Annotated in this window: 20 protein-coding genes; 13 read left to right on the top strand and 7 right to left on the bottom strand. The window is 62.8% G+C overall.

The annotated features are described in order from the left end of the window. The first annotated feature begins 30 nt into the window (after positions 1-30). From ACP15R_RS13360 to ACP15R_RS13325, 8 genes are all read left to right on the top strand, one after another. A complete protein-coding gene (locus ACP15R_RS13360) occupies positions 31-1,332 on the top strand; it encodes an NAD(P)/FAD-dependent oxidoreductase (RefSeq protein ID WP_424986918.1) in 1,302 nt (433 codons plus the stop codon). Beyond that, a complete protein-coding gene (locus ACP15R_RS13355; protein ID WP_424986917.1) occupies positions 1,329-2,489 on the top strand; it encodes an NAD(P)/FAD-dependent oxidoreductase in 1,161 nt (386 codons plus the stop codon). Before ACP15R_RS13360 ends, ACP15R_RS13355 begins: the two co-directional genes overlap by 4 nt. Positions 2,490-2,502: 13 nt before the next feature. Continuing rightward, complete coding sequence (locus ACP15R_RS13350; RefSeq protein WP_424986916.1) at positions 2,503-3,216, top strand: SDR family NAD(P)-dependent oxidoreductase; 714 nt, start codon at positions 2,503-2,505, stop codon at positions 3,214-3,216. Between the two features lie 51 nt (positions 3,217-3,267). After that, positions 3,268-4,809 (top strand): ABC transporter substrate-binding protein, encoded by a 1,542-nt coding sequence (locus ACP15R_RS13345; protein WP_424986915.1) that lies wholly within the window; start codon positions 3,268-3,270, stop codon positions 4,807-4,809. Between the two features lie 51 nt (positions 4,810-4,860). After that, positions 4,861-5,799 carry an ABC transporter permease gene (locus ACP15R_RS13340; RefSeq protein WP_424986914.1) on the top strand — a complete coding sequence of 313 codons (939 nt, stop codon included), beginning with the start codon at positions 4,861-4,863 and terminating at the stop codon, positions 5,797-5,799. Next, positions 5,799-6,704 carry an ABC transporter permease gene (locus tag ACP15R_RS13335; RefSeq protein WP_424986913.1) on the top strand — a complete coding sequence of 302 codons (906 nt, stop codon included), beginning with the start codon at positions 5,799-5,801 and terminating at the stop codon, positions 6,702-6,704. The genes ACP15R_RS13340 and ACP15R_RS13335 overlap by 1 nt, the downstream gene beginning before the upstream one ends. Then, a complete protein-coding gene (locus ACP15R_RS13330) occupies positions 6,701-8,497 on the top strand; it encodes a dipeptide ABC transporter ATP-binding protein (protein ID WP_424986912.1) in 1,797 nt (598 codons plus the stop codon). Before ACP15R_RS13335 ends, ACP15R_RS13330 begins: the two co-directional genes overlap by 4 nt. A gap of 78 nt (positions 8,498-8,575) precedes the next feature. Then, complete coding sequence (locus tag ACP15R_RS13325) at positions 8,576-8,875, top strand: SH3 domain-containing protein (RefSeq protein ID WP_424986911.1); 300 nt, start codon at positions 8,576-8,578, stop codon at positions 8,873-8,875. Between the two features lie 74 nt (positions 8,876-8,949). Here the strand turns inward: ACP15R_RS13325 and ACP15R_RS13320 are convergent, their stop codons facing one another. The 4 genes from ACP15R_RS13320 to ACP15R_RS13305 all read right to left on the bottom strand — a co-directional run bounded on the left by ACP15R_RS13320 (position 8,950) and on the right by ACP15R_RS13305 (position 13,075). Beyond that, entirely contained in the window at positions 8,950-9,729 is a 780-nt protein-coding gene (locus tag ACP15R_RS13320; protein WP_424986910.1) for an IclR family transcriptional regulator, read from the bottom strand. A 9-nt stretch (positions 9,730-9,738) separates the two neighbouring features. Continuing rightward, on the bottom strand, positions 9,739-11,097 hold the full coding sequence (locus ACP15R_RS13315) for a TRAP transporter large permease (RefSeq protein WP_424986909.1): 1,359 nt from the start codon (positions 11,095-11,097) through the stop codon (positions 9,739-9,741). Positions 11,098-11,099: 2 nt separating this feature from the next. Then, complete coding sequence (locus ACP15R_RS13310; RefSeq protein ID WP_424986908.1) at positions 11,100-11,765, bottom strand: TRAP transporter small permease; 666 nt, start codon at positions 11,763-11,765, stop codon at positions 11,100-11,102. Positions 11,766-11,884: 119 nt separating this feature from the next. After that, a complete protein-coding gene (locus ACP15R_RS13305; protein ID WP_424986907.1) occupies positions 11,885-13,075 on the bottom strand; it encodes a TRAP transporter substrate-binding protein in 1,191 nt (396 codons plus the stop codon). 167 nt (positions 13,076-13,242) lie between these two features. Here ACP15R_RS13305 and ACP15R_RS13300 point away from each other — a divergent pair, with 167 nt between their 5' ends. From ACP15R_RS13300 to pta, 4 genes are all read left to right on the top strand, one after another. Next, entirely contained in the window at positions 13,243-14,859 is a 1,617-nt protein-coding gene (locus tag ACP15R_RS13300; RefSeq protein ID WP_424986906.1) for a GMC family oxidoreductase, read from the top strand. Between the two features lie 50 nt (positions 14,860-14,909). After that, positions 14,910-16,691, top strand: a complete 1,782-nt coding sequence (gene xsc / locus ACP15R_RS13295) for a sulfoacetaldehyde acetyltransferase (protein WP_424986905.1) — start codon at positions 14,910-14,912, stop codon at positions 16,689-16,691. 93 nt (positions 16,692-16,784) lie between these two features. After that, a complete protein-coding gene (locus ACP15R_RS13290) occupies positions 16,785-17,825 on the top strand; it encodes a YeiH family protein (RefSeq protein ID WP_424986904.1) in 1,041 nt (346 codons plus the stop codon). A 43-nt stretch (positions 17,826-17,868) separates the two neighbouring features. Then, positions 17,869-18,873, top strand: a complete 1,005-nt coding sequence (pta, locus tag ACP15R_RS13285; RefSeq protein WP_424986903.1) for a phosphate acetyltransferase — start codon at positions 17,869-17,871, stop codon at positions 18,871-18,873. Positions 18,874-19,715: 842 nt separating this feature from the next. Here the strand turns inward: pta and ACP15R_RS13280 are convergent. From ACP15R_RS13280 to repA, 3 genes are all read right to left on the bottom strand, one after another. Then, entirely contained in the window at positions 19,716-20,783 is a 1,068-nt protein-coding gene (locus ACP15R_RS13280; protein WP_424986902.1) for a helix-turn-helix domain-containing protein, read from the bottom strand. A 310-nt stretch (positions 20,784-21,093) separates the two neighbouring features. Beyond that, a complete protein-coding gene (gene repB / locus ACP15R_RS13275) occupies positions 21,094-22,020 on the bottom strand; it encodes a plasmid partitioning protein RepB (protein WP_424986901.1) in 927 nt (308 codons plus the stop codon). Further along, positions 22,010-23,212: a plasmid partitioning protein RepA gene (repA, locus tag ACP15R_RS13270; protein ID WP_424986900.1), complete on the bottom strand. Its 1,203-nt coding sequence runs from the start codon at positions 23,210-23,212 to the stop codon at positions 22,010-22,012. Before repA ends, repB begins: the two co-directional genes overlap by 11 nt. A 762-nt stretch (positions 23,213-23,974) precedes the next feature. Here repA and ACP15R_RS13265 point away from each other — a divergent pair. Beyond that, positions 23,975-24,724 carry a Bug family tripartite tricarboxylate transporter substrate binding protein gene (locus ACP15R_RS13265; RefSeq protein ID WP_424986899.1) on the top strand — a complete coding sequence of 250 codons (750 nt, stop codon included), beginning with the start codon at positions 23,975-23,977 and terminating at the stop codon, positions 24,722-24,724. Positions 24,725-24,747: the final 23 nt, after the last annotated feature.

Genomic DNA, 24,747 nt, shown 5'->3' with positions numbered 1-24,747 from the left:
CGCGGCATGACGGGGGCAAGACGTGTGACCATGCAGGCAAGCAGAACCGGGAGCGATGCTCCCTTGCCGGAAGCGGCTGACGTGGTCGTGATCGGCGGCGGCGTTGCGGGGGTGTCCACCGCGCTGTTCCTGGCGCGGCGGGGCCGGTCGGTGGTGCTCTGCGAAAAGGGTCGGATTGCCGGCGAACAATCCTCGCGCAACTGGGGATGGATCCGCAAGATGGGGCGCGACCATCGCGAATTGCCCCTGATGATCGAAAGCGCCCGCCTGTGGGAGCAGCTTGCCGCCGAGATGCCCGAGGATATCGGTTATCGCAAATGCGGCGCGACCTACCTGGCCCGCAGCGAGGCCGAGCTGCACCGGCATGTGGACTGGCTCGAAGCCAACGGGCATTTCGGGCTCGACTCGCGGCTGTTGACCGGGAACGAGACCGACCGCTTACTGGGCCGCAACGACCAGCAATTCCTGGGCGCACTGCACACCGCGTCGGATGCGGTGGCCGAGCCCGCCCTTGCCGTTCCGGCGCTGGCCCGCCTTGCCGAGGCACAGGGCGTGCGGCTGATTGAAAACTGTGCCGTGCGGATGATCGACCATGCCGCGGGCCGCATCGGCGGCGTCATCACCGAACGCGGGCGCATCGCCTGTGCCGAGGTGGTGCTGGCGGGCGGTGTCTGGTCGCGCGGGTTTCTCGAAAATATCGGCGTCGCCTTTCCGCAGCTGGCGATCAAGTCCTCGGTCCTGCGCACCGGCCCGGCGATGGTGCCCTGTAGCGGGGCCATCGGGTCACAGCGGGTGTCGATCCGCCCGCGTCGGGACGGCGGGTATACCATCGCGCGCAGCGGTGCCGCCGAGTTTCAGCTGATCCCGGCGGCGTTCCGCTATCTGCCACAGTACATGCCGATGCTGCGCGACCGGTGGCAGATCATGAAGATCCGCGCCGGGCGACAGTTTTTCGGCCCCCTGGGCCGGATGAAATGGGGCGCCGACGACATCAGCCCGTTCGAACGGGTCCGGGTTCTGGACCCGCGCCCGGATGCCTCTCTGCTCAATGATGTGATGGCCGGGGCCCGCGAGCTGTTTCCACAGCTTGCCGGGGTGGCCCCGGTCGAAAGCTGGGCCGGGATGATCGACGTGGTGCCCGACGAGATCCCGGTGATCGGCCCGATCCCCGGACATGACGGGCTGTCGGTGGTGACCGGGCTGTCCGGTCACGGGTTTGGCATCGGCCCCGGCGTCGGGCTGCTGGCGGCGCAGATGATCACCGGCGACACGCCCGTGGTCGATCCGGCGGCGTTTTCCCCCACCCGGTTCAGCCGGAGGGCGGCGGCATGAACACACCCGACGCTCTGGTGATCGGGGCCGGGATCACCGGCGTGACCGCCGCGCTTGCGCTTGCCGAGGCCGGGGTCTCGGTGGATATCATCGACCGCTACGGACCCGCCGCCATGGCCTCGGGCTGGACCCTGGCCGGGGTGCGCCAATCCGGGCGCGATGCGGCGGAATTGCCGCTGGCGCGGGCGGCGGTGGCCCTGTGGCGCGATCTGGACAAACGGCTTGAGGCCGACACCGGCTATCGGCAAACCGGCAACCTGCGGCTCGCGCGCAGTGCCGCCGAGGTCGAGATCATTCGCACGCTGGTCGCCGATCAGGCGCAGGCGGGATTGGCGCTGGAGTTCCTGGCCGACCTGTCGGATCTGCGCGCCATCGTACCCGGCCTGTCGGACCGGGTGCGCGCGGCGTCCTGGTGTGCCAGCGACGGACAGGCGGACCCGGTGGCGACGGTCGGGGCCTATCTCGCCATGGCGCAACGGCACGGCGCGCGGGCCTCGATGGGCGAAACCGTGCAGCAGCTGGTTGTCGAGGGCGGGCGTATCACCCGTGTCGTCACCAACCGGCGCAGCCTGTCGCCGGGCACCGTCATCCTGGCCACCGGAACCCAGGTCAACGCGTTGCTGACGCCGCTTGGCTGGACCGTCCCGCTGCGCCGCCCGGTGGTGACGGTGCTGCGCTCGGCCCCCTGCGATGCGGTGCTGGCGCCGGTGCTGGGGGTGGCGAATGCGGACATGGCCGCGCGCCAGGAAGCGTCGGGACAGTTTCGCGTGACCAGCGGCGCACAGCATGAGGGCGGCGCGCTGATCGAACGCGACGGCCGCCCCGCGATCCGCCCGGTGGCACAGCGGGTGATGGATACCATCGCCACGGTCAGCGCCGTGTTGCCCGCCTTTGCCGATGCCGAAATCGACAGCATCTGGGCCGGGGCGCTTGACCTGACACCGGACGGGCTGCCGGTGATCGACCGCCTGCCCGGCCTGTGCAACCTCGTGGTCGCGGCGGGCTTTTCGGGGCACGGGTTCGGGATCGGACCTGTCACCGGCCCGCTGGCTGCCGACCTGGCGCTGGACCGTGCCCCGAGCCTTGCGATCGAACCCTTTGGCATCGGGCGGTTCGCGTCCAATCCAGCCACCGCCCCGCTAAGCTTGCACGGATGAACAGGAGCCTGACATGATCGACCCGACCAACCGCGTGGTGATGGTATCCGGGGCCAGCCGGGGCATCGGGCTGGCGATTGCGCGGGTCCTGCACGCCCGGGGATATTCGGTCAGCGCCGGTTCCCGCGACAGTGCCGCCCTGCAACAGGCGTTGCGCGACCAGGCCGGGGATAGGCTGTATTGCGCCGCCTACGACGCCGCCGACCATTCCAGCCACCCGGCCTGGCTGGACGGGACGCTGGCGCGGTTCGGACGGCTGGACGGGCTGGTCAACAATGCGGGCACCAGCAACAGCTTTTCCATCGAGGCCGGGGACGAGGCCGATCTGGATGCGCTGTGGACGGTCAATGTCAAGGGGCCGCTGTTTCTGACCCGGCTGTGCCTGCCGCATCTGAGGGCCGCGGGATCGGGGCGCATCGTCAATGTCGCCTCACTGTCCGGGAAACGCGTGCGCAACGAGAATATCGCCTATAACATGACCAAGCACGCGGTGCTGGCGCTGACCCATGGCACCCGGCGGATCGGCTGGGAGGACGGGGTGCGCGCCACCGCCCTCTGCCCCAGCTTTGTCGCGACCGACCTGACGGCGGATGTCACCAAGGTCAGCGCCGCCGAAATGATCGACCCGCTGGACCTTGCGGAACTGGCGGCCACCGCGATTGCCCTGCCCAACACCGCCGCCATGGCCGAGATGCTGGTGAATTGCCGCCTGGAGGATACGCTCTGACGCCCAACGCAGAATAACCAAGAAACGACACCCAACAGAAAGGACACACAGATGAACAGATTGATTGGACTGGCCTGCGCCGGCATGGTTTCGGCCAGCGGTGCCATGGCCGCGGGCACCACGCTGAATGTCGGCATGGGCAGCGCGGATGCCGGGAAGCTCGACCCGCATGTGGCCACGTCGACGCCGGACAAGGGGTTGCTGCACTGGATGTTCAACGGGTTGGTGCGGATCAAGCCCGGAGAATCCAGCCCGGATTTCATCGAACCGGACATTGCCGAAAGCTGGACCGCGTCCGAGGATGGTCTGACCTGGGTGTTCACCCTGCGACAGGATGTGCAGTGCCATGGCGACTATGGCGGCATCGACGCGGCGGATGTGGTCTATTCGCTGAACCGGTCGGCCAATCCCGAACAATCGTCCTTTGCCAAGGATTTCGCCGCCTTTGACAGAGTCGAGGCCAGCGGCGATTACGAGGTGACGATCACGCTCAAGAACCCGGTGCCCAGCCTGTTGGGCATGTTGGTGCCCTATCATGGCGGCAATATCGTCTGTCAGGATGCGGTCGAGGCGTTGGGAGAGGATTACCAGCGCACCCCGATCGGCACCGGGCCGTTCATGTTCGCGGACTACCAGCCGCAGCAATATGTGAAACTGGTGGCCAATCCCGAGTATTTCCGCGGCGAACCCAGGATCAAGGAAATCTTTTACCGCTATATCCCGTCCGATGCCTCGCGCGACCTGGCGTTCCAGTCGGGCGAGATCGACATGATCTATGGCAAGCAGGACCAGACATGGTCTGAGCGGATCAGCAAGCTGCCCGGCACCAGGGTGTCGGTGATGAAACCCGGCGAGATGTCGGTTCTGCACCTGAACATGACCATGCCGCCGCTGGATGACATTCGCGTGCGCAAGGCCTTTGCCCATGCGATCAACCGCGACGCGATGGTACAGTTCAAGGGCCCCGATGTGACGCTGGCCGCGATTTCGCCGGTGCCCGAGGGCAACATGGGCTATACCGACCAGGTGCCGACCTATGATCACGATATCGACGCCGCCAAGGCATTGCTGGCCGAGGCCGGTTTCCCCGACGGCGTGACGATCAAGGCGATCCACACCACCCTGCCCGGCATGTTGTCGACCATGGAAGCGGCACAGTCGATGCTGCGCGATGCGGGCATCAACATGGAGATCGAGACGGTGGAACACGCCACGTTCCACGAACAGATCCGCAAGGACATGAGCCAGGTCGTGCATTATGCCGCCGCGCGGTTCCCGGTGGCGGATGTGTACCTGTCACAGTTCTTTCACTCGGACGCCACGGTGAACACGCCCACGGCGGTTGCCAATTTCTCGCATTGCGCGGTGGCCGATGACGACATCGCGGCGGCCCGTGTTGCAACCGACCCGGCCAAGCAGGCCGAGATGTGGGCCAGCGCGCAGGCCAAGATCATGCAGGAAGTCTGTGCCGTTCCGGTGGTGCAGAGCCTGCAATTGTGGGCCTGGAAAGACACGCTTGACCTGGGCACCGAGGTCAACGGATCGCTCAACCTGAGCCCGCCGGTGACCGAACAGGCCACCTTTACCGAATAGGGCAAACCAAACGGTGCCGGGTTTCGGCCCGGCACCAGACAGGCGGGTGACATGACTGCTTTTGTTCTGAAACGGCTTGGCTTTGCGGTGATCACGCTGTTCGCGGTGCTGACCATCGTGTTCTTTATCGTGCGCATCCTGCCGGGCGATCCGGCGATGGCGATCCTGGGGGATCAGGCCAGCCAGGAGGCGCTGATCGCGCTGCGCGAACGGCTGGGGCTGGATCAGCCGCTGGTGCTGCAATATTTCGATTTCCTGCGCGGTGTCATGGTGGGCGACTGGGGGGTCTCGCTGGTCTCGGGACGGCCGGTGATCCAGGAGATCGCCAAGGTCCTGCCCGCAACGCTGGAGCTAACGCTGGCGGCGCTGGTTCTGGGCGCGGTGGTGGGCATTCCGCTGGGCGTCTGGTCGGCGGTGAAACGCAACAAGCTGCCCGATTACGTGACCCGCATGGCGTCGCTGCTGGGTCTGTCCTTTCCGGCCTTTGTCTCGGCGGTGCTGCTGCTTCTGGTATTTGCCATCCAGCTGCGCTGGTTCCCGGTGATCAGCTCCGGACAGGGCGGCACGCCGGGCGAGCGGCTGCAGAACCTCGCCCTGCCCGCGATCAACCTGGGTCTGATCATGGCGGCCTATATCACGCGGGTCACGCGCTCGGCGATGCTCGAGGTTCTCAATCAGGATTACGTGCGCACCGCCCATGCCAAGGGGCTGGCCTTTGCGGTCATCATCCGCCGCCATTGCATGCGCAACGCGATGATCCCGGTGGTCACGGTGGTGGGCCTCTATCTGGGCATCCTGATCGGCAACTCGGTCCTGACCGAAATCGTGTTCAACCGGCCGGGGCTGGGCAAGCTGATCATCGGCGCGCTGAACCAGCGCGACTATACCATGCTCCAGGGCATGATGGTGATCTACACGCTGATCGTGGGTCTGGTGAACCTGCTGACCGATCTCACCTATGGGCTGATCGACCCGAGGATCAAATACTGATGGCACATTCGAATACACCCCCGACCCTGTCGCGCGGGGCCTATCTGCGCCGCTCGCTTGCGGTGGCCGGCGACGGTCTGCTGCGCGCCTTCAACACCAACAAGACCTCGTGGATCGGGCTGGGCCTGTTCCTGCTGGTGGCGCTGATCGCGCTGCTGGCTCCGTGGATCGCGCCCTATGACCCGCTGGATCAGAACGTGTTGAACCGGCTGAAACCGCCCTCTGCCGCGCATTGGTTCGGCACCGATTACTACGGCCGCGATACCCTGTCGCGGATCATGTGGGGCGCGCGGATTTCGCTGACCATCGGCATCATGGCCATTGGTGCCGCGCTGGTGATCGGTTCGGTCATCGGGCTGGTGGCGGGCTATGTGGGGGGGCGCACCGACATCATCATCATGCAGACGATGGATGTGCTCCTGGCGTTTCCGTCGCTGATCCTGGGGCTGATCGTTGTTGCGATGCTCGGGCCTTCGGTGGCCAATTTGGTCATTGCCATTGCGCTGACCTCGATCCCGCCCTTTGCCCGCATTGCCCGCGCCCCGACCATCGCCGTCAAGAACCGCGAATTCATCGAGGCGGGGCGGGCCCTGGGCTATTCGGACACGCGGCTGATGTTTGGCCATATCCTGCCCAATATCGCGCCCGAGATCCTTGTCATGGGGTCACTGTGGCTGGCCACCGCGATCCGGGTCGAGGCGTCGCTGGCCTTTGTCGGGCTGGGTGTCAGCCCGCCGACAGCAACATGGGGCGGGATGATCCGCGAGGGGTTCGAGAACATTCTCGACAGTTTCTGGCTGGCGCTGTTCCCGTCGATCGTGATCCTGATCGTGGTCTTTGCGCTGAACCTGCTGGGCGATGGGTTGCGCGATGCGCTCGATCCCAGATTGCGGGGTGAAGGATGAGCGCGCCGTTGCTGTCCGTTGACGGGCTGACCACATCCTTTCGGGTTGACGGCGCATGGGTGCCGGTGATACGCGACATCAGCTTTGACATCGACCGGCGCGAAACCGTGGCGGTGGTCGGGGAATCCGGTTCGGGGAAATCGGTCACCGCGCTTTCGATCATGCAGCTGATCCAGCAGGACATGGGCCGCATCGAGGGCGCGATCCGGCTGGATGGCACCGACCTCTTGCAGCTGGATGACGCCGCCATGCGCAAGGTGCGCGGCAACGAGATCGGGATGATCTTTCAGGAACCGATGACCAGCCTCAACCCGGTGCTGCGGGTGGGGTTCCAGATTGCCGAAGTGCTGCGCGAACACCGCGACATGAGCATGGCCGAGGCCCATGCCGAGACCCTGCGCCTGTTCGATCTGGTGCGCATCCCGGACGCGAAACGCCGCGCCAACGAGCACCCGCACAGCTTTTCCGGCGGGATGCGGCAACGGGCGATGATCGCCATGGCGCTGGCCTGTCAGCCGAAACTGCTGATTGCGGACGAACCGACCACGGCGCTGGACGTGACGATCCAGGCGCAGATCCTCGAACTGATCCGCGACTTGCAGGCCGAGACCGGCACCGCCGTGATGTTCATCACCCATGACATGGGCGTGGTGGCCGAGATCGCCGACCGGGTGGTTGTCATGCTCAAGGGCGACAAGGTCGAAGAGGCCACCGCCGCCGACCTGTTCGCCGCCCCGCAACAGGGGTATTCCAGGATGCTGCTCGGCGCGGTGCCGCGCCTTGGCAGCCTCGGCAACAGCCGGACGCCGCGGCGCTTTCCCAAGATGGACCTGAGCGGCGCGGGCATGGAGCCCGCCAATGAACCGGATGCGCGGGGCGATGTCATCCTTGATGTCAAGGGGCTGACCACGCGGTTCCCGATGCGCGGCGGCCTGCTGGGCCGGGTCAATGGCAATGTCCACGCGGTCGAGAACGTGTCCTTTGACCTGCGCGCCGGAGAGACGCTGGCGCTGGTGGGGGAATCCGGCTGTGGCAAGTCGACCACCGGGCGGTCGATCCTGCGGCTGGTCGAGCCGGCGGCGGGCGAGATCCGTTTCGAGGGGCAATCCCTGATGCAGGCCAGCGCCGAAGAGATGCGCAAGGTGCGACTGCGGATGCAGATGATCTTTCAGGATCCCTATGGCTCGCTCAACCCGCGTAAATCCGTGGGGGCGGCCATTGCCGAACCGCTGCGGGTGCATGGGCTGGCCGAGGCGGGCGCAATCGACGCCCGCGTGGCCGAACTGCTCGACCTGGTGGGGCTGCCGCCCGAGCATGCCCTGCGCTTTCCGCACGAGTTTTCCGGCGGCCAGCGGCAACGCATCTGCATCGCGCGCGGGCTTGCGCTCAATCCCCGGCTGATCGTGGCGGATGAATCGGTGTCGGCGCTGGACGCGACGATCAAGGCGCAGGTGGTGAACCTGATGCTGGAGCTGCAACAGAAGCTGGGCGTGGGATACCTGTTCATCAGCCATGACATCGCGGTGGTCGAACGGATCAGCCACCGGATCGCGGTGATGCTGCTGGGCGAGATCGTCGAGATCGGGCCGCGTGACCAGGTTCTGGCCAATCCGCGCCACCCCTATACCCGCAAGCTGATCGAGGCGGTGCCGGTGCCCGACCCGGCGGTCCGGGGGCGACGCCGCAGCCTGATCACCGACGAGCTCAGAAGCCCGGTGCGCCCGCTGGGATGGGAGCCGCCGCGCCGCGAAATGTCCCGGGTCGGGCCGGATCATTTCGTCGCCGCCCATTGAACGCGGGCGACCGATCCTGTTGCACGCACCGGGCGCGGGCGCGTATCATGCGCCCGAGGCAGAAAACAGGAGAACGTGATGCACAAGGCCATCACAGCCGCGCTCGTGGCGACCATGCTGGCGGTGCTCTGCGCCGCCCCGGCACAGGCAGGCTCCACCGGGCTGCACGAAGTTGTGGGCGTTGAAACCGACGATATGCTCAAGATGCGCGCCGGGCCGGGAACCGGGTACAGGATCCTGCTCGGGCTGCCCAATGGCACCATCCTGCGGTTGCATGGCTGTGATCAAACCGGCGGCACGCGATGGTGCAAGGTGTCGCTGAAACAGGCGCGCGGGGTCAAAGGTTATGTCTCGTGGGCCTATCTGCGCAAGATCTGAGCCAGCCGCCACAGATCAGCAGGTCGCGCCCCCCTGCCCCGCTCCGAAATCGCGGGCCGGCACATGGCCCCGGATCAGTCGGTCAGCAACGCCGAGAGGTGAACCGCCGCTTCTTTCAGCGCGTCCAGATGCCGGTAGGCGTCTTTCATCGACAGGCGCTGAACCGGGGCGTGAAAGGACAGGGTCGACACCAGCCGGCCATTGGTTTCGACAATCGGCACCCCGATGGCGATCATGCCTTCCATGAACTCTTCGTCGTCGATGGAATGGCCCAGCTCGCGCACCCGCTCGATTTCCTCGGTCAGGCGCTCGGGCGTGGTGATGGTGCGGTCGGTGAATTGTTCGAACTTGGTGGCGTGGGCATAGCGTTCCAGGTGCTGCGGGGTGAGCGAGCTGAGATAGAGCTTGCCGCTGGCGGTGCAATAGAACGGCACCCGCGTGCCAATGGGCAGCTGGATGCGCAGCGGCCACTTGGTTTCGACCCGGTCGATATAGATCATGCCATCGCGTTCGGGCAGCGCGAGATTCAGCGTTTCGCCGATCTGTTCGCCCAGTTGCGTCATGATCGCCACCCGCGCGGTGCGGATGCGCAGGGATGACAGGATGCCCGCCGACAGCGACCGCGCCCGCTGTCCGGGCGAGTAACCGCGCCCGTCGATGTCACGCTGGATAAAGCCCTCGGCCTCGAGCGTGGAAAACAGCCGGTGGATCGTGGGCTTGGGCAGGCCCAGCGACTGGTTGACCTCGGTCGGGGTGACGGGCACCCCGGCCGAGGCCATTTCTTCGAGAACCATCAACAGCCGCAGATTGGTCGGAATGTTACCTTGGTCAGTGGTGTTTCCGGTGTCGGCCATGTGCAGTCTCTATATTTGCGGTACCAGCATCAGCGCCAACTGGGGCACAAAGGCAACGAGGAACCATGTGCCGATCAGCGCCACGAGGTAGGCCACAGTGTATTTCAGCAACCTGAAGTATGGAACACCGGTTACGCCAGATGCGACATAGAGATTCAACCCGTAAGGTGGCGTGATGAACCCGATGGACGCCCCCACAAGGAAGATCACCGAGAAATGCACCGGATCGATGCCCACGGATGCGGCAATCGGCGCGAGAATCGGCGCAAGGATGATGGTGACCGGCAGGGATTCGAGAATCATGCCCGACACAAAGACGATGGCCATGCTGGTCAGAAGCACCGCGTAATAGCCGCCCATGCCGGTGACAAAATCGCCGATCACCTGCTGGGCCCCCAGCAGGGACAGGTTCTGCTGCATCACCACCGACACGCCGATCAGCGGCGCAAGGATGCCGGTGATCTGGGCCGAGCGCACCACGACCGAGGGGATCTCGGTGATCTTGAAGCCCCCGACAACCAGCATGTCGGCATAGGTTTTCTCGTTGACCGGGGTGTTGTCGTCATTCTTCATCATCTTGTTCAGCGGATAGCAGATCACGCCGACAATCAGGCAGAAACCAACCGTCACGCCCGCCGCCTCGGTGGGCGAGAACTTGCCGGTATAGATGCCCCACAGCACCAGCCCGATGGCGAAAAAGCCCAGCCACGCACCGAACCCGGTCTTGAGAACACGGTTCAGGTTCAGCGGGATGATATGGCCCCAGCCATTGAGGCGGCACAGGATCCAGCAGGCGAACTGCATGGCAAACACCATCAGCGCACCGGGCACGATGCCGGCGATGAACAGGTCGGAGATCGACAGGTTCATCAGGTAGCCGTAGACGATAAAGATGATCGAGGGCGGGATGATGATGCCCACGGTGCCGCCCGCCGCGGCGGTTGCCGCCGAAAAGCGCTCGTCATAGCCGCCCTTGACCATCTCCGGGTGCAGCATCGACCCGATGGTGGCGGTGGTGGCCGAGTTCGACCCCGAGATCGCCGCGAACAGGCCACAGGCCCCGATTGACGCCATCGCCAGCCCGCCACGCAGCCATCCCAGGCAGGAATAGGCGAAATCGGACAGGCGTTTGGCGATGCCGGACTTGTTGATCAAATCACCGGTCAGGATGAACAGCGGCATCGCCAGAAGGGCAAAACCGTCGGTGAACACGTCCGACAGGGCGGCCCCGATATTGTCGAGCGTCTGGCCCAGGACAAAGGTGGTGCCGATCACCCAGTAGGCGATGATCAGGAACACGGGGACACCCAGCATGAACAGAAAGGTGACACCCAGCGAGATGAGTGTGATGATTGTGCTGTCGGCCATGATTAATCCGCTCCGATCACGGTTGGTTTGATCAGGTCTTCACCGCTGCGGTAATTGGCGAGATCCTCGAACCAGTTTTCGAACACGCGGCCCGCCATCAGGATGAAGGCAATGGGAACCGTGACAAGGTACCACCACTGCATGAAATTGTCGGTGCCGGCGAGGATCTGGAAGTTCGACGCCGAGTTCGCCGCGACCCGCGTGGCGGTGACCACCACGATGACGCAGAAGCCGATCCACAGCACCATGTCCAGCGACAGGCACAGCATCTGCAACCCGCGCGACATCGAACCGCGGAATTCGGCAAAGGCCAGGTGGGTGCGCAGGCGGATATTGTAGGAACAGCCGAACCAGGTCATCACCAGGAACAGCACCGGCGGCAGGGTCGTCGACCAGGGGGCCTGCAGCGAAAAGACAAATCGCCGGATCACCTCGACAAAGATGATGATGGCGATGGCGAGATAGGTATAGACCATCACGCTGCGCTCGAAATGGCGCTCAAGCACCGGGAACCAGCTATATAGCGCGGCAACAAGAACGCCGCCCAGGATGGTCGCAAGGGTGCCGATGATCCAGACCCCTTCCGTCGCCAATGCTTTGCTTATCGTCCAGGAATCACCGCTGCCCAGGGCAGACAGGATTTCCAAGACGTCTGACCATAACGTCATGGCCGTCTCCTCCTTTGTAAAACCGCTCCCCCGACGCTGCGGGCCCTTCGGTCAATATGTAACTGAATGCATGGCCGCCCCCCCTGCGGGGAGCGGACCGGGTTGCTTATGGCTGAGGGTCAGCCTTTCCACCAACGACGCGGCTCGACGTTCTCGGGCTTGGTGTCGGCGGGGATTTCGCGGGCGATGTTATAGATCTCCTGGTAGGTGTCGATGCCACCGGCCCAGTTGTTCAGACGCTCGCGCCACTGCTCCCAGAGCTGGGGCTGGAACTCGGGCGAGCACATTTCCTCGGCCATCTTGATCTCGCTGTCCGGCAGGAAGGCACAGCGCACATTGTCCTGAACGAACATGGTATCAGGCAGCTGCGGATCCGAGAAGCCGACGGTCTTGACCAGCGCCGCCTCGTTCGCGCCCTGCACGTGGACCTGCGCCCAATAGGCCGATTCCATCACCGCGTCCTGAAGATACCCCTCAAGGCTGTTGAAAACCTTGGTCGACATCGAGGTGTGCTCGGTGCCGCAGAAGAATTTCAGGTCGACCGACTGTGATACCACCGGGGTCATGCCCGCATAGGCCACCGCCGACGCCCAGGTTTCCGCGCCGTCGATCAGGCCCTGGCGCAGACCGTCCAGGGTTTCTTCCCAGGCGACGGGCACCGGGTTCAGGTTCAGCGCCTGCATGGCGATTCGGCCCAGCTGGGTGCCAGTCACGCGGTTCTTGGTGCCAAACAGCTGTTCGAGCTTGGTGACGGTGGGTTCGTTTTCCCATTTCAGGCCCATTTGCAGACCGCGCAGTTCGCAATGCGAGAACAGGAATTTCAGCCCGTGACGCTCTTCCAGCGGGTCGCGCAGGATTCGCTGCGATTCGGGGCTGTACAGGAAATGATACTGCGATGCGCGGGTCGGGAACATGTAGGCATAGTCGAGCACGTTCAGATACGGTGCCGCCCCTGCCGAGTTCTGGGTCGAGGCCGCATAGATATCGACAATGCCCAGCTGGGTCTTTTCGACACAGCTCGTCTGACCGCAGATCTGGTTGTCACCGATAAACTCGATGCGGATTTCACCATCGGTGCGCGCTTCGAGATCACGGGCGAATTCCAGCGCGCCCATACGTTCAATCAACAGGTTACGGGCATTAAAGCCGGACGCGCCGAACTTGAGCGTATGCTTGGCGGGCTTGGAAAAGCGCCGCTCGTAAGTGGACTCTGCCGCGCGCGCCAGGCTGCCGATGCTCATCGCGCCGCCAAAGGTTCCCGCCGCCATCAATGTCGAGCTCATGCCGTACTGACCGGCCAGCTTGAACAAGTCCCTCCGGCTAATCCGACTCAGTTTTTCACCAACACCCATTTGGATCCTCCCTTTAATGGTGTTTCAATTTTTGATACTTGCAGTCTCATTAATAGTGACGTATTGAAGGTTACGCAAGACAAAAGATTCGCCGGTTTCGGCGCTCGCACGAGGAGGAGGATGCGATGGGAATTATCGAGGCAGACTATGTGGTCGTGGGCGCGGGCTCGGCCGGTTGTGTGCTGGCGAATCGCCTCAGCGCGGACCCCAAGGCCAAGGTCGTCCTGCTCGAAGCGGGGGGGCGTGACTGGAACCCGTGGATTCACATCCCGGTCGGTTACTTCAAGACGATCCACAATCCGAATGTCGACTGGTGCTACAAGACCGAACCCGATCCGGGGCTGAACGGGCGGTCGATCGAATGGCCGCGCGGCAAGGTTCTGGGGGGGTCCTCGTCGCTGAACGGGCTTCTTTATGTGCGCGGACAGCCGCAGGATTACGACCGCTGGCGTCAGATGGGCAATTCCGGCTGGGGCTGGGACGATGTTCTGCCGCTGTTCAAGCGTTCCGAGAACAACGAGCGCGGTGCCGATGAGTTTCACGGCGACGAAGGGCCGCTGTCGGTGTCCAACATGCGTATTCAGCGCCCGATCACCGATGCCTGGGTCGCCGCCGCGCAATCCGCGGGCTACAAGTTCAACCCCGACTACAACGGGGCGGACCAGGAAGGCGTCGGGTTCTTTCAGCTGACCTCGCGCAAGGGGCGGCGGTGCAGCTCGGCGGTGGCCTTTCTGAACCCGGCCCGCTCGCGCGACAACCTGAACATCATCACCCATGCGCAGGTCGAAAAGGTGGTGATCGAGGACAAGCGCGCCACCGCCGTCACCTATACCGACCGCAACGGCGAGGTGCAGACCGTCAAGGCCAACCGCGAGATCGTCCTGTCGGGCGGCGCGATCAACTCGCCACAGCTCCTGATGCTGTCGGGCATTGGCGAGGCCGAACAGCTGGCCGAGCATGGCATCAAGGTCGAACAGGACCTGTTTGGCGTCGGCAAGGGGTTGCAGGACCACCTGCAGGCACGGCTGGTCTACAAATGCAACGAACCGACCCTGAATGACGAGGTGTCCTCGCTGTTCGGACAGGCGCGGATCGGGCTGAAATACATGCTGTTCCGCTCGGGTCCGATGACCATGGCGGCGAGCCTGGCAACCGGGTTCCTCAAGACTAACCAGGATCTTGAAACCCCCGATATCCAGTTCCATGTTCAGCCGCTGTCGGCAGAGAATCCCGGCAAGGGGGCGGACAAGTTCTCGGCCTTTACCATGTCGGTCTGCCAGCTGCGTCCCGAAAGCCGGGGCGAGATTCGCCTGACCAGCGGCGACGGGCGGGCCTATCCCCGGATCATCCCGAACTACCTGTCCACCGAAACCGACTGTCGCACGATTGTCGAGGGCGTCAACATTGCCCGCCGGATCGCCCGCCACGCGCCGCTGGACAGCAAGATTTCCGAGGAATTCCGCCCCCACGCGGATCTCGACATTAACGATTACGAGGCCACGCTGGACTGGGCCCGCAACAACACCGCGTCGATCTATCACCCCACCGGCACCTGCAAGATGGGCCAGGGCAAGGATGCGGTCGTCGACGACAAGCTGCGGGTTCACGGCATTCGCGGCCTGCGCGTCGCGGATTGTTCGATCATGCCGGAAATCGTGTCGGGCAACACCAACGCCCCGGCCATCATGATCGGTGAAAAGGCCAGCGACCTGATCATCGCCGACCGACAGTTGGCCAACTGAAACCCAATTAAACCAACGACATAGCAATCACTTTCCAGAGGAGACACCCCATGAAAATGACCACCGAAGAGGCATTTGTCAAAACACTGCAAATGCACGGCATCGACAATGCCTTTGGCATCATCGGTTCCGCAATGATGCCGATTTCCGACCTGTTCCCCGCCGCGGGGATCAAGTTCTGGGACTGCGCCCATGAAACATCGGGCGGCATGATCTCGGACGGCTATACCCGCGCCAGCGGCAAGATGAGCATGATGATCGCCCAGAACGGTCCGGGCATCACCAACTTTGTCACCCCGGTGAAAACCGCCTATTGGAACCACACGCCGCTGCTGCTGGTGACGCCGCAGGCCGCCAACAAGACCATCGGCCAGGGCGGGTTCCAGGAAATCGAGCAGATGAAACTGTTCGAGGACATGGTCTGCTATCAGGAAGAAGTGCGCGACCCCAGCCGCATGGCCGAGGTTCTGAACCGCGTGATCGAAAAGGCATGGCGTGGCTCTGCCCCGGCACAGATCAACATCCCGCGCGACTTCTGGACCCAGGTTGTCGATATCGAGCTGCCCCAGATCATCCGCCTGGAACGCCCCGCCGGTGGTGCGCAGGCGGTGGCCGATGCCGCCAAACTGCTGTCCGAAGCGGAATTCCCCGTCATCCTGAACGGTGCGGGCGTGATCCTGGCCGGTGCCATCGACGCCAGCGCCAAGCTGGCCGAGGCACTGGACGCCCCGGTGGCCTGTGGCTATCAGCACAACGACGCCTTCCCGGGCAGCCACCCGCTGGCGGTTGGCCCGCTGGGCTATAACGGCAGCAAGGCGGCGATGGAGCTGATCCAGAAGGCCGACGTGGTGCTGGCCCTCGGCAACCGTCTGAACCCGTTCTCGACCCTGCCCGGCTATGGCATCAACTATTGGCCTCAGGACGCCAAGATCATCCAGGTCGACATCAACTCGGACCGGATCGGTCTGACGAAAAAGGTCGATGTGGCGATCCAGGGCGACGCCAAGCGGGTCGCGGAACAGCTGCTCGAACAACTCGCCGATGGCGCGGGCGACAAGGGCCGCACCGAGCGCAAAGAGCTGATTTCGATGACCAAATCCCGCTGGGCGCAGGAGCTCAGCTCGCTGGACCACGAAGAGGACAACGACGAGGGCGTCACCTGGAACGAGCGCGCGCGTAACCGCCAGCCCGACCGCATGAGCCCGCGCCAGGCCTGGCGTGCGATCATGTCGGCAATGCCCAAAGACGCGATCATCAGCTCGGATATCGGCAACAACTGTGCCATCGGCAATGCCTATCCGAGCTTTGAAAAGGGCCGGAAATACCTGGCGCCGGGCCTGTTCGGTCCCTGCGGCTATGGTCTGCCCGCGATCCTTGGGGCCAAGATCGGCTGCCCTGACACGCCGGTGATCGGCTTTGCCGGTGACGGTGCCTTTGGCATCTCGATGAACGAGATGACCGCCTGTGGGCGCGGCGACTGGCCGGCGATCACCATGATCGTGTTCCGCAACTACCAGTGGGGCGCGGAAAAGCGCAACACGACCCTGTGGTTCGATGACAACTTTGTCGGAACCGAACTGAATCTTGACGTGAATTACGCCAAGATCGCCGAGGGATGCGGGCTAAAAGGCGTTCAGGTCACCTCGATGGAGCAACTGACCGACGTGCTGAACACCGCAGTAAAGGAACAGATGAACGACAACGTCACCACCTTTATCGAAGTTGTGCTGAACCAGGAACTGGGTGAACCGTTCCGCCGTGACGCGATGAAGAAACCGGTTTCGGTTGCCGGCATCGACGCCTCGGATATGCGCGACCAGCAGATCGCCTGATCCAACCTCCCGGGGGGCGGTGGCCAACGCCGCCCCCCGGACAGATTTTTTCGTTTCGCCCTAACACATTCGCGACCCAGCAGGAGAGCCCCCATGTCCGACGCGACCGCCACGCCCCAAACCCCGACCGCTCGGGTGCATCGGTTCATCACGGGCAATGCGCCGGGCTTTCTGGTATCGCTGGTGATCGCGGTCGCCGCGCAGTTCCTGTCGGAACATTACGGTGCGCCCGCCATGCTGATGGCGCTGCTGCTGGGCATTGCATTTCATTTCCTTGCCGAAGAAGGCCGCTGTGTCGCCGGTATCGCGCTGACCTCGCGCACGGTGCTGCGCATCGGGGTTGCCCTGCTGGGCGCACGCATCAGCGTCGAACTGCTGATCGGGCTCGGACCCGAGTTGATCTCGCTGGTGGTGGGCGGTGTGATCCTGACCATCCTGTTCGGCATCGTCGGTGCCAGGGTGCTTGGCCGTGGCTGGCGGTTTGCCCTTTTGACCGGCGGCTCGGTTGCGATCTGCGGGGCCTCTGCCGCGATGGCCATTGCCGCCGTGCTGCCCAAGAACGAGCATTCCGAACGCAACCTGATCTTTACCGTGCTGGCCGTTACCGTGCTCAGCACCCTGGCCATGATCGCCTATCCGATCATCACCCAGACCATGGGCCTGGACGATCTGCAAACCGGCGTTTTCCTTGGCGGCACCATTCATGACGTGGCGCAGGTTGTCGGCGCGGGTTTCTCGGTCTCCGAAGAAACCGGCGAGACCGCGACGCTGGTCAAGCTGATCCGCGTCACCATGCTGGCCCCGGTGGTTCTGGTGTTCTCGCTGGTCATTCGCAGCTATGCCGATACCGCCGCGCAGGAAGGTGGCAAGCGCCCGCCGCTGATCCCGTTCTTTGTGCTGATGTTCCTGCTGCTGGCCGCCATCAACTCTTTTGGCGTGATCCCGGCTTTCGTGCAATCCGCCCTCAGCGACCTGTCCCGCTGGGCGCTGCTGATCTCGATTGCCGCCGTGGGAATGAAGACCTCGCTCAAAACCATTCTGGACGTGGGTGGTCAGGCGATTATCCTGATCGTCGCCGAAACCGTGTTCATCGCCGCCTTTATCCTGATTGGCATCAAGATGCTGACCGGGTGATCCCGGCGCCAGCCCCCTGCCCCGACAACCCCGGAGATCCGCAATGAAGCCCCTGCAAATCCTGTTGGCCAACGCCGCCCAGTCCGACAAAAAAATCGCCCTCAGCGAAGGAACCGATCCGCGCGTCATCGAGGCGGCGATCATGGCCCGCAGGCAAAAGGTCGCGCGCATTGTCCTGGTGGGCGACGCAGCCGTGATCGGTGCCCGTCTGGCCGCGGCCGGGGGCGATACGCTGGACGGGATCGAGATTCACGACCCCACCGACACCCCGCTGGCCGGGCGCATGGCCGAGGCCTATCTGGAGCGGCGCAAGCACAAGGGCGCAACCCCCGAGAGCGCCGCCGAAGCGGTCAGGAACCCGCATGTGTTTGCTGCCCTGCTGGTCAATCTCGGGCTGGCGGATGGTACCGTGGGCGGCGCAGCAACCGCCACGGCCGAGATCGTGCGTACCGCCATCCAGATGATCGGCACCGCGCCCGATGCCAAGCTGGTATCCAGTTTCTTCCTGATGCTGTTCTGCAAGGACCACCACGAGACCAAGGGCGCGCATGTCTTTGCCGACGCCGGTCTGGTCATCGATCCGGATTCGCGTGAAATGGCCGAAATCGCCTGTGCATCCGCCGCCTCCCTGCAGCAGCTGGTTGCCGAGACGCCCCGCGTCGCGATGCTGTCTTTCTCGACCCGTGGCAGCGCCAGCCATGAAAAGGTCTCCAAGGTCGTCAAGGCCACCGAGCTGGTGCGTGAGATGGCCCCCGACATGATCGTCGATGGCGAAATCCAGTTTGACGCCGCCTTTGTTCCGGACGTCGCCAAGTCCAAGGCCGCGGATTCCGCCCTGGGTGGCGCGGCCAACGTATTCGTGTTTCCCAACCTTGAATCCGGCAACATCGCCTACAAGGTGGCGCAACGGGTTGGCGGCGCAGTGGCGATCGGCCCGATCCTGCAAGGGCTGGCGAAACCGGCCAACGACTTGTCGCGTGGCTGCTCTGCCGAAGACATCCTGCACATCATCGCCGTCACCACGGCCCAGGCGATGCACCCGGCCTGACGGCCCGGCGGGTGGGGTCTGCGCGGCGGAATCACAGGCCGTGCCCCCTCCCCTGCCCCCACTGACACGAGAATTTAGGCCCCGGATGCGTTTGATTGACCTGATCGCGCGTCCGGTTGATCCATTTGGTCGAAAATTTCCCATAAGTATTTGATATTGCAACATATTCCGGCGCTTTTCGGTCGGATACCGGAAATTTCGTTTAGGATCGCGTTTATCCGGACATGGCATTAGTTCGGCGCTATCTAACCGGCGTTAGGTGCAGGTAAGGCTCGCGGATGCTCCAGCGTCCCTTGCCCTTGTCTGCTAGATAAAGCTTCCGCACTGCCTCTCGGCAACATGGTTGGGTGCTGTGGTGTTCCATTGTGTTTAGCCACTCTTGCCGTTTGAGGTAACTGATTGTCCATCTGTAGGGCTTTGGGCCCAGTACCTTTTCAGTGCCTCGGTCAACTTAGGTGAGTTCGCCAGGGATCGGTGCGTAGCTATCAATAGATCACGCGAATCCTAGCAATGGGCCAATCCTTGCTCCATGCGCCGCGCTGTTGATGAGGGCAATGATTACGGTGCCCCTACTCACGTCATGACGGTTTGGCGCTGTTCCGGTTGTACCACCGATTTGCAGCATGGGGGGTTTTGTCCGTGGATGTTCAGAATGGGTTTCTCCGGTGTGGGATTGCCTGGGCGCATGGAACTTTGTGGGTGAACATGCCAATTGCCCGTCGTCTATGCCTGATGTTTTCGCCCTGCCCTGTTCCACGCTATTTGATGCTCGCAGAAAGTTGGCCATGGCCAACCTGAGTTGCCGCTTCTTGGGACGTGCCAGTATCTTTGATGCGAGTAAGTCATGGTGTTTCACAGATGGTTGAAACCATCGATGTACCGTGCATTTGGCCATGGCCAACCTTGTCCTTGATGATGCAATTGGAAAAGTATCGCGCTGGATGATCAATCTGGTCGATCCGCGCGGCTATACGATCCTGCACTGTCAGGGTTCTCAGCAATCCGACTCTGGCAATGGCATGGGCGACGGCGTTCTGCTCAATTCCAAGCATATTCGCCAGTTGATAAACAACGCTGTGATATCCGTGTTCCGATCTTGGTTCATCAGGAAAAAAAGTTGGAACACAGGTCAGCTTGCGCCAGGTTTCCGAGAGCTGGGTGCGGATTGTTTTTTTTGTATCTGGTTTTTCTGACTCTTTGTGCCGGACGTTTTGTCCGTCAGTGGCGGGCATTGGGTTTGTTTGCGCAGGTTCCGGTGTGATTGCTTGCGGTTGCTGCCGCGCCTGTCCGGACCGCAGGATTTCGATCAGCCTGGCAATGATTGCGTTGGCCTCGGTCAACGTGGCACCAACCCGGCGCATCTGGTTGCGGGTGGCCTCGACATAGCCGCGGGCGGTTTCGGTCAGCGGAATGGCGAGGCACTTGGCGCGCAGTTTCTGAATGCGGGCTTTCAGGCCACGCAATTCGGCGGCATCCTCGGTGGCCTTGTGCGCGCGCTCGGAGAACGCGCCGGATTGGGCGAGCAGGGGGCTGAGATCGATGCCAAAGGCTCCCACCAGCTTGCCACCACGATGGATCGGAAAACGCTTGCCATTAGCGCTGTCGCGGCGCTGGATCAGCCCGCAGTGTTCGAGCTTTTCCAGATGCCGACGCAGTTGACGCTCGGTGATGCCCTTGGCACGAAAGCACAGGGTCTTGTTGCAGGCAAAGACCGTCAGCAGCATGTCCGGGGTGATCGCCATTTCCTTGCCGCTGGTGGGATGTTTGCACGGCAGGCAGCTTAGCAACACGTCAAGAACCAGAACCGATGCGGGGCGCAGGCCCAAGTCGCGGCCAATCGTGTTGACCGCGGCCATCAGATCCCGACGCCTGATCGGCCTGAATCCCGGTTGCGCGGCGATGGTTCCCATGTCGCTGAACGACTGGGGCAGGGTTTGGGCACAGCTTACCTGTGCCGCGGTATCAAATACCGTGACATTTTGATGTCTCATCACATTTCAGACGACAAAATCGTACCATTCACCGAAATCGGTGTTGCAGTGATTCGAATTTAGGGGTACCAATTAGGTGCTAGAAAATCGGGACCCTCTGGAGTGCTTCACCGCCTTCGGGGGGTTTCTTTTTGTCCTTGGTCTGCCTCCTTACTGCTTGTTTGTTGCCTGTATTTGCGTGTTGGCCATGGCCAACATCAATGAAATCAACGGGTTACACTGTTATCCCTCATGTTTCCCGCTGTTTCCATTCCTGGTAGAGCCGCTCGAGATTCGATTCCACGAAACTCAGAAAGCCCTGTTCCTCTCTTGCCGACACCTCGACCACCAACCGTTTGCCGCGCGCCGCAAAGGCAACGGGCGTGCCGCGCAGTTTTGCCGGCGGGGCAGGGGAGGGGGCCGGGGCAGGGGCGTTCTGTTTGGCTTCGGCCGCCTGCAATGCCGCGACTGTCGCGTTCAGCCGTTCCGCCGGTGCGCCCTTGCCGGGTACCAGCGACACCACGTCGCGCGCGCCGGTCGCCTTGATCAGCCGCCGCAATTCCAGCCAAGGGCGCCGCCCCGCGTCATGTGCGGCGCCGATGGCATAGATCACCGCTTCGGGCACGTCGCGCGCCACCCCGATCAGCTTGCTCAGCGTGCCCTTGTCGACCGCCAGAACTTCGCCGATCTCGACGCGGTTGAACCCCTGTTCCTCAAGCCGTGTGGCAAAGATCGCCTGTTCGATAAAGCTGCGCTCAAGGCGGGCCGAGTTTTCCAGCGCCTGGGATACCAGCGCCTCGCGCTGATCCATTTCCTTGATATAGGCTTTGACCTTGATCCCGAGTGCCCGGCATGCTGCAATGCGGCGACGGCCATAGACAACCTCGTATCGCGGCCCGGCACCACGCCGGTACCGCAGCAGGGCAGGGAGCTGTTGCCCCGATGCGCGGATCGAGTCGATCAGGTCCTGCAGACCCTCTTCCACCTGAAAGCGGTCGGCGATCTCGGAATCGGCAATGTCATTGACATCCACATCCTGCGCGGCCTGCGCCGACACCTGCGACAGGACATCGGACATGCTCTTGAGCGATCGCGGCGCGTCCTCCTGCGTCTTGGCGGGTTCCGTCGCCTTCGACCCCATCTGTGCGAGGCTCTTGCTCAGAAGGTCACGCTTCATCGTTGCCTCCCCGGCCCCATGCGGATTGGATCATCCGTTCAATATCGTTCGAAAAGCCGATCGCGGATTCCAGCGCCCGCTCGTAGGTCTTGCGGTTCTTGGACCCGACCAGGTCGACTTCGAAAATCGTCTTTTGTGACAACCCGGCCTCGCTTACCGCGGAAGACTTCACAAATGGTGTCCGGACCACACTGTCGCCCAAGAGCTCGCGAATCCATTCCGCCAGGTCCTGCTGCGTACTGATCGCGGTGTCGAACCGGGTCAGCAGGTAGGCGAAATTGTCATAGGCCCCGATGCCGCCATTGGTATGCAGCACCTCGAGAATGCCCGACGCCATGGTCAGGAACTGGCTCGCCGACGCGAGGTCGACCCGTTCGGGGATGACCGTCATCAACAGCGATGTCGAAGCGCAGACCGCCGCCATCGTGAGATAGCCAAGCTGGGGCGGGCAGTCGATCAGAACGATGTCATATTCATCCTCGACCTGCCGCAGCGAATCGCGGATGCGGTTGAAGAACACCGGCTGTTCGCCCCGGCTGAGGGCGGTGGGGGTCTCGGTTTCGAATTCCGAGAGCATGATGCCGCCGGGCACAAGGTCGAGATTGGGGAAATAGGTCTTGCGCAGGATCTCGGTGATCGGCTGTCGCGAAATCTCGCCGTCATTGTAACGGATCGCGTCGTACAGCGTGCCGCCCTTGCGGAAATCGATCTCGGGCTGATAGCCGAAAAACGTGGTCAGCGACGCCTGTGGATCGGCATCGACCAGGCACACGCGATACCCCCGCAGCGCCAGCCGCATACCAAGCGTTACCGTCGTGGTGGTTTTGCTCGACCCGCCCTTGAAGTTGACGGTCGACCAGATCTGCAACTTGTCGCCGGGGCGTCGCCCGGGCAGGAACTGGTCCGGGTCCTTGGCATTGCGCGCAAGGATCTGGCGGATGTCCTGGATGTTTTCGGCCGAGTACAGGCGCTTGTTTCCGGGGCCCTGGCTGACTTCGGGAATACGGCCGTCAAAATGCGCCTTGCGCAAATAGCCGTCGCTGACACGCAGCAATTCACCGACTTCGGCAGTGGTGAAACTGCGCAGCGTTTTCTCTTCCTTGGGTGCAAGAAAGAGTTTCGACATGTGTTCCAGCGCCTCGGACAGCCGGTCGGCATCCGATTGTAGCTTGTCATGCAGCACAGGGTGCATAATTGTCTGCCCGTATTGTTTTGCCTGTTCCGCGCCTGCGCTGCCGGTTGGTTCGGTGGGGCAGGAACGCGGACGGCAAATATTTTTATGTTTCGCGTTACAGGTATGCCGCTTGCACCATTGAAACTCAAGGAAAATATTCAGCGCGCTCTCGCGTTACCAGCGCCGTGCTCATGCGGCGGTTCATGCCCTCTCTGGCGCGTGTGGCTGAAAAAATCGACAAGTGGTTGATATTTATAAATATTCACGAAATCCACTTGTCCACAGGTTTACCCACAGGCGGGTAGGGGGGACGGGGCGGGGCTGGTTCTTGTAACGCAACCCGCGGCGATCCCCTGCCAGATGCGTCCGCCTTCTGGATGTTGCGATTCTGTTTCATTGCGGTTTTTCTATCGGTAGGCGCGCTGAATTTCCGATGCTTGCGTTACCCGCCCGATGCGTGCCATCACTTACCCGATCCGGTGCAGAGCCAATGGCCCGTGGGGAAATTATCGGACCTGTGTGGCGTGGTTGCAGTGGGGCGGTTACGGGTGGAAATTGCCGGTCCAAGCGCCGCGCCGTCCTCGTGATCTCAACCTATCGGTCCGCATGGTGCGGGGTCAAGGCTCTGTTTGCGAAGGTCTTTGGCAGATGAAATCCCGGCCCTGTCATCGCTAATACATTCCAAACGGATATGTATTGGCGCCACATGTTATTGGATTGGAAAATGACAAACCGGTAAACCGGAACCAACCGACACATACGCATGGGAGGAACAACCGTATGTCCAAGGGGGTCTGCACATTTGCCGCCAGCGCGCTGGCGATGGCCGTTTCGTTCGGCGCGGCAACCGCACAGGGGTATCCCGAAAAGCCGATCCAGGTGATCGTGCCCTTTGCCGCCGGCGGGCAGGGCGATGTCAAGGCGCGGCTGGTGATCCAGCGTATCCAGGAGCTGGGCCTGTTGGCTCAGCCGATGGTCGTGGTCAACGTGCCCGGTGGTGCGGCGACGATCGGTATGCGGCAGGGCCGGGACGCGGACCCGGACGGCCACACGCTGTTATATATCCACCAGACGATGATGACCTCGGAGCTGACCGGGGTTCTGGACTTCAGCTATGCCGACCTGGTGCCGGTGGCCGAGACCAATTATTCCTGCCTGCTGACCGCGACCGCCGAAGGATCGGGCATTGCCGATGCCGAGGACTGGATCGCACAGGCGCGGGCCAATCCCGGTGGCATCAAAGAGGCCACGCTGGTGGGCAGCAGCGCGCATTTCACCACCGAGATGTTCGCCAGCGCCGCCGACATGAAGGTGGGCTATGTCAATGCCGGCGGCGGCGCCGACCGGATTGCGTCGATCCTTGGCAACCACACCAAGACTGCGGTGCTGGTGGCGACGCCGGTGGTGCAGAACCCGAAACTCTCGGGGCTGGTCTATTACGGCGCCGAGCGGCACCCGGAATTGCCCGATACGCCGACCGCCAAAGAGCTGGGTTATGACGTGACCTCGTGCCTGGACAATGTCTGGTAGGCGCCCGCGGGCACCCCGGATGA

The organism is Microbulbifer sp. S227A (assembly GCF_049800935.1).
Note: the sequence above shows the minus strand (reverse complement) of the source record. Positions and strands in the feature narration are given on the sequence as shown.

Bases quoted from the DNA above. Each gene is read 5' to 3' on its own strand.
- ACP15R_RS13355 (WP_424986917.1), top strand. From the start codon at position 1,329: ATGAACACACCCGACGCTCTGGTGATCGGGGCCGGGATCACCGGCGTG.
- ACP15R_RS13360 (WP_424986918.1), top strand. From the start codon at position 31: ATGCAGGCAAGCAGAACCGGGAGCGATGCTCCCTTGCCGGAAGCGGCT.
- ACP15R_RS13345 (WP_424986915.1), top strand. From the start codon at position 3,268: ATGAACAGATTGATTGGACTGGCCTGCGCCGGCATGGTTTCGGCCAGC.
- ACP15R_RS13280 (WP_424986902.1), bottom strand. From the start codon at position 20,783: ATGGGAACCATCGCCGCGCAACCGGGATTCAGGCCGATCAGGCGTCGG.
- repA (WP_424986900.1), bottom strand. From the start codon at position 23,212: ATGCACCCTGTGCTGCATGACAAGCTACAATCGGATGCCGACCGGCTG.
- ACP15R_RS13350 (WP_424986916.1), top strand. From the start codon at position 2,503: ATGATCGACCCGACCAACCGCGTGGTGATGGTATCCGGGGCCAGCCGG.
- repB (WP_424986901.1), bottom strand. From the start codon at position 22,020: ATGAAGCGTGACCTTCTGAGCAAGAGCCTCGCACAGATGGGGTCGAAG.
- ACP15R_RS13290 (WP_424986904.1), top strand. From the start codon at position 16,785: ATGTCCGACGCGACCGCCACGCCCCAAACCCCGACCGCTCGGGTGCAT.
- xsc (WP_424986905.1), top strand. From the start codon at position 14,910: ATGAAAATGACCACCGAAGAGGCATTTGTCAAAACACTGCAAATGCAC.
- ACP15R_RS13325 (WP_424986911.1), top strand. From the start codon at position 8,576: ATGCACAAGGCCATCACAGCCGCGCTCGTGGCGACCATGCTGGCGGTG.
- ACP15R_RS13320 (WP_424986910.1), bottom strand. From the start codon at position 9,729: ATGGCCGACACCGGAAACACCACTGACCAAGGTAACATTCCGACCAAT.
- ACP15R_RS13330 (WP_424986912.1), top strand. From the start codon at position 6,701: ATGAGCGCGCCGTTGCTGTCCGTTGACGGGCTGACCACATCCTTTCGG.
- ACP15R_RS13315 (WP_424986909.1), bottom strand. From the start codon at position 11,097: ATGGCCGACAGCACAATCATCACACTCATCTCGCTGGGTGTCACCTTT.
- pta (WP_424986903.1), top strand. From the start codon at position 17,869: ATGAAGCCCCTGCAAATCCTGTTGGCCAACGCCGCCCAGTCCGACAAA.
- ACP15R_RS13300 (WP_424986906.1), top strand. From the start codon at position 13,243: ATGGGAATTATCGAGGCAGACTATGTGGTCGTGGGCGCGGGCTCGGCC.
- ACP15R_RS13310 (WP_424986908.1), bottom strand. From the start codon at position 11,765: ATGACGTTATGGTCAGACGTCTTGGAAATCCTGTCTGCCCTGGGCAGC.
- ACP15R_RS13265 (WP_424986899.1), top strand. From the start codon at position 23,975: ATGTCCAAGGGGGTCTGCACATTTGCCGCCAGCGCGCTGGCGATGGCC.
- ACP15R_RS13335 (WP_424986913.1), top strand. From the start codon at position 5,799: ATGGCACATTCGAATACACCCCCGACCCTGTCGCGCGGGGCCTATCTG.
- ACP15R_RS13340 (WP_424986914.1), top strand. From the start codon at position 4,861: ATGACTGCTTTTGTTCTGAAACGGCTTGGCTTTGCGGTGATCACGCTG.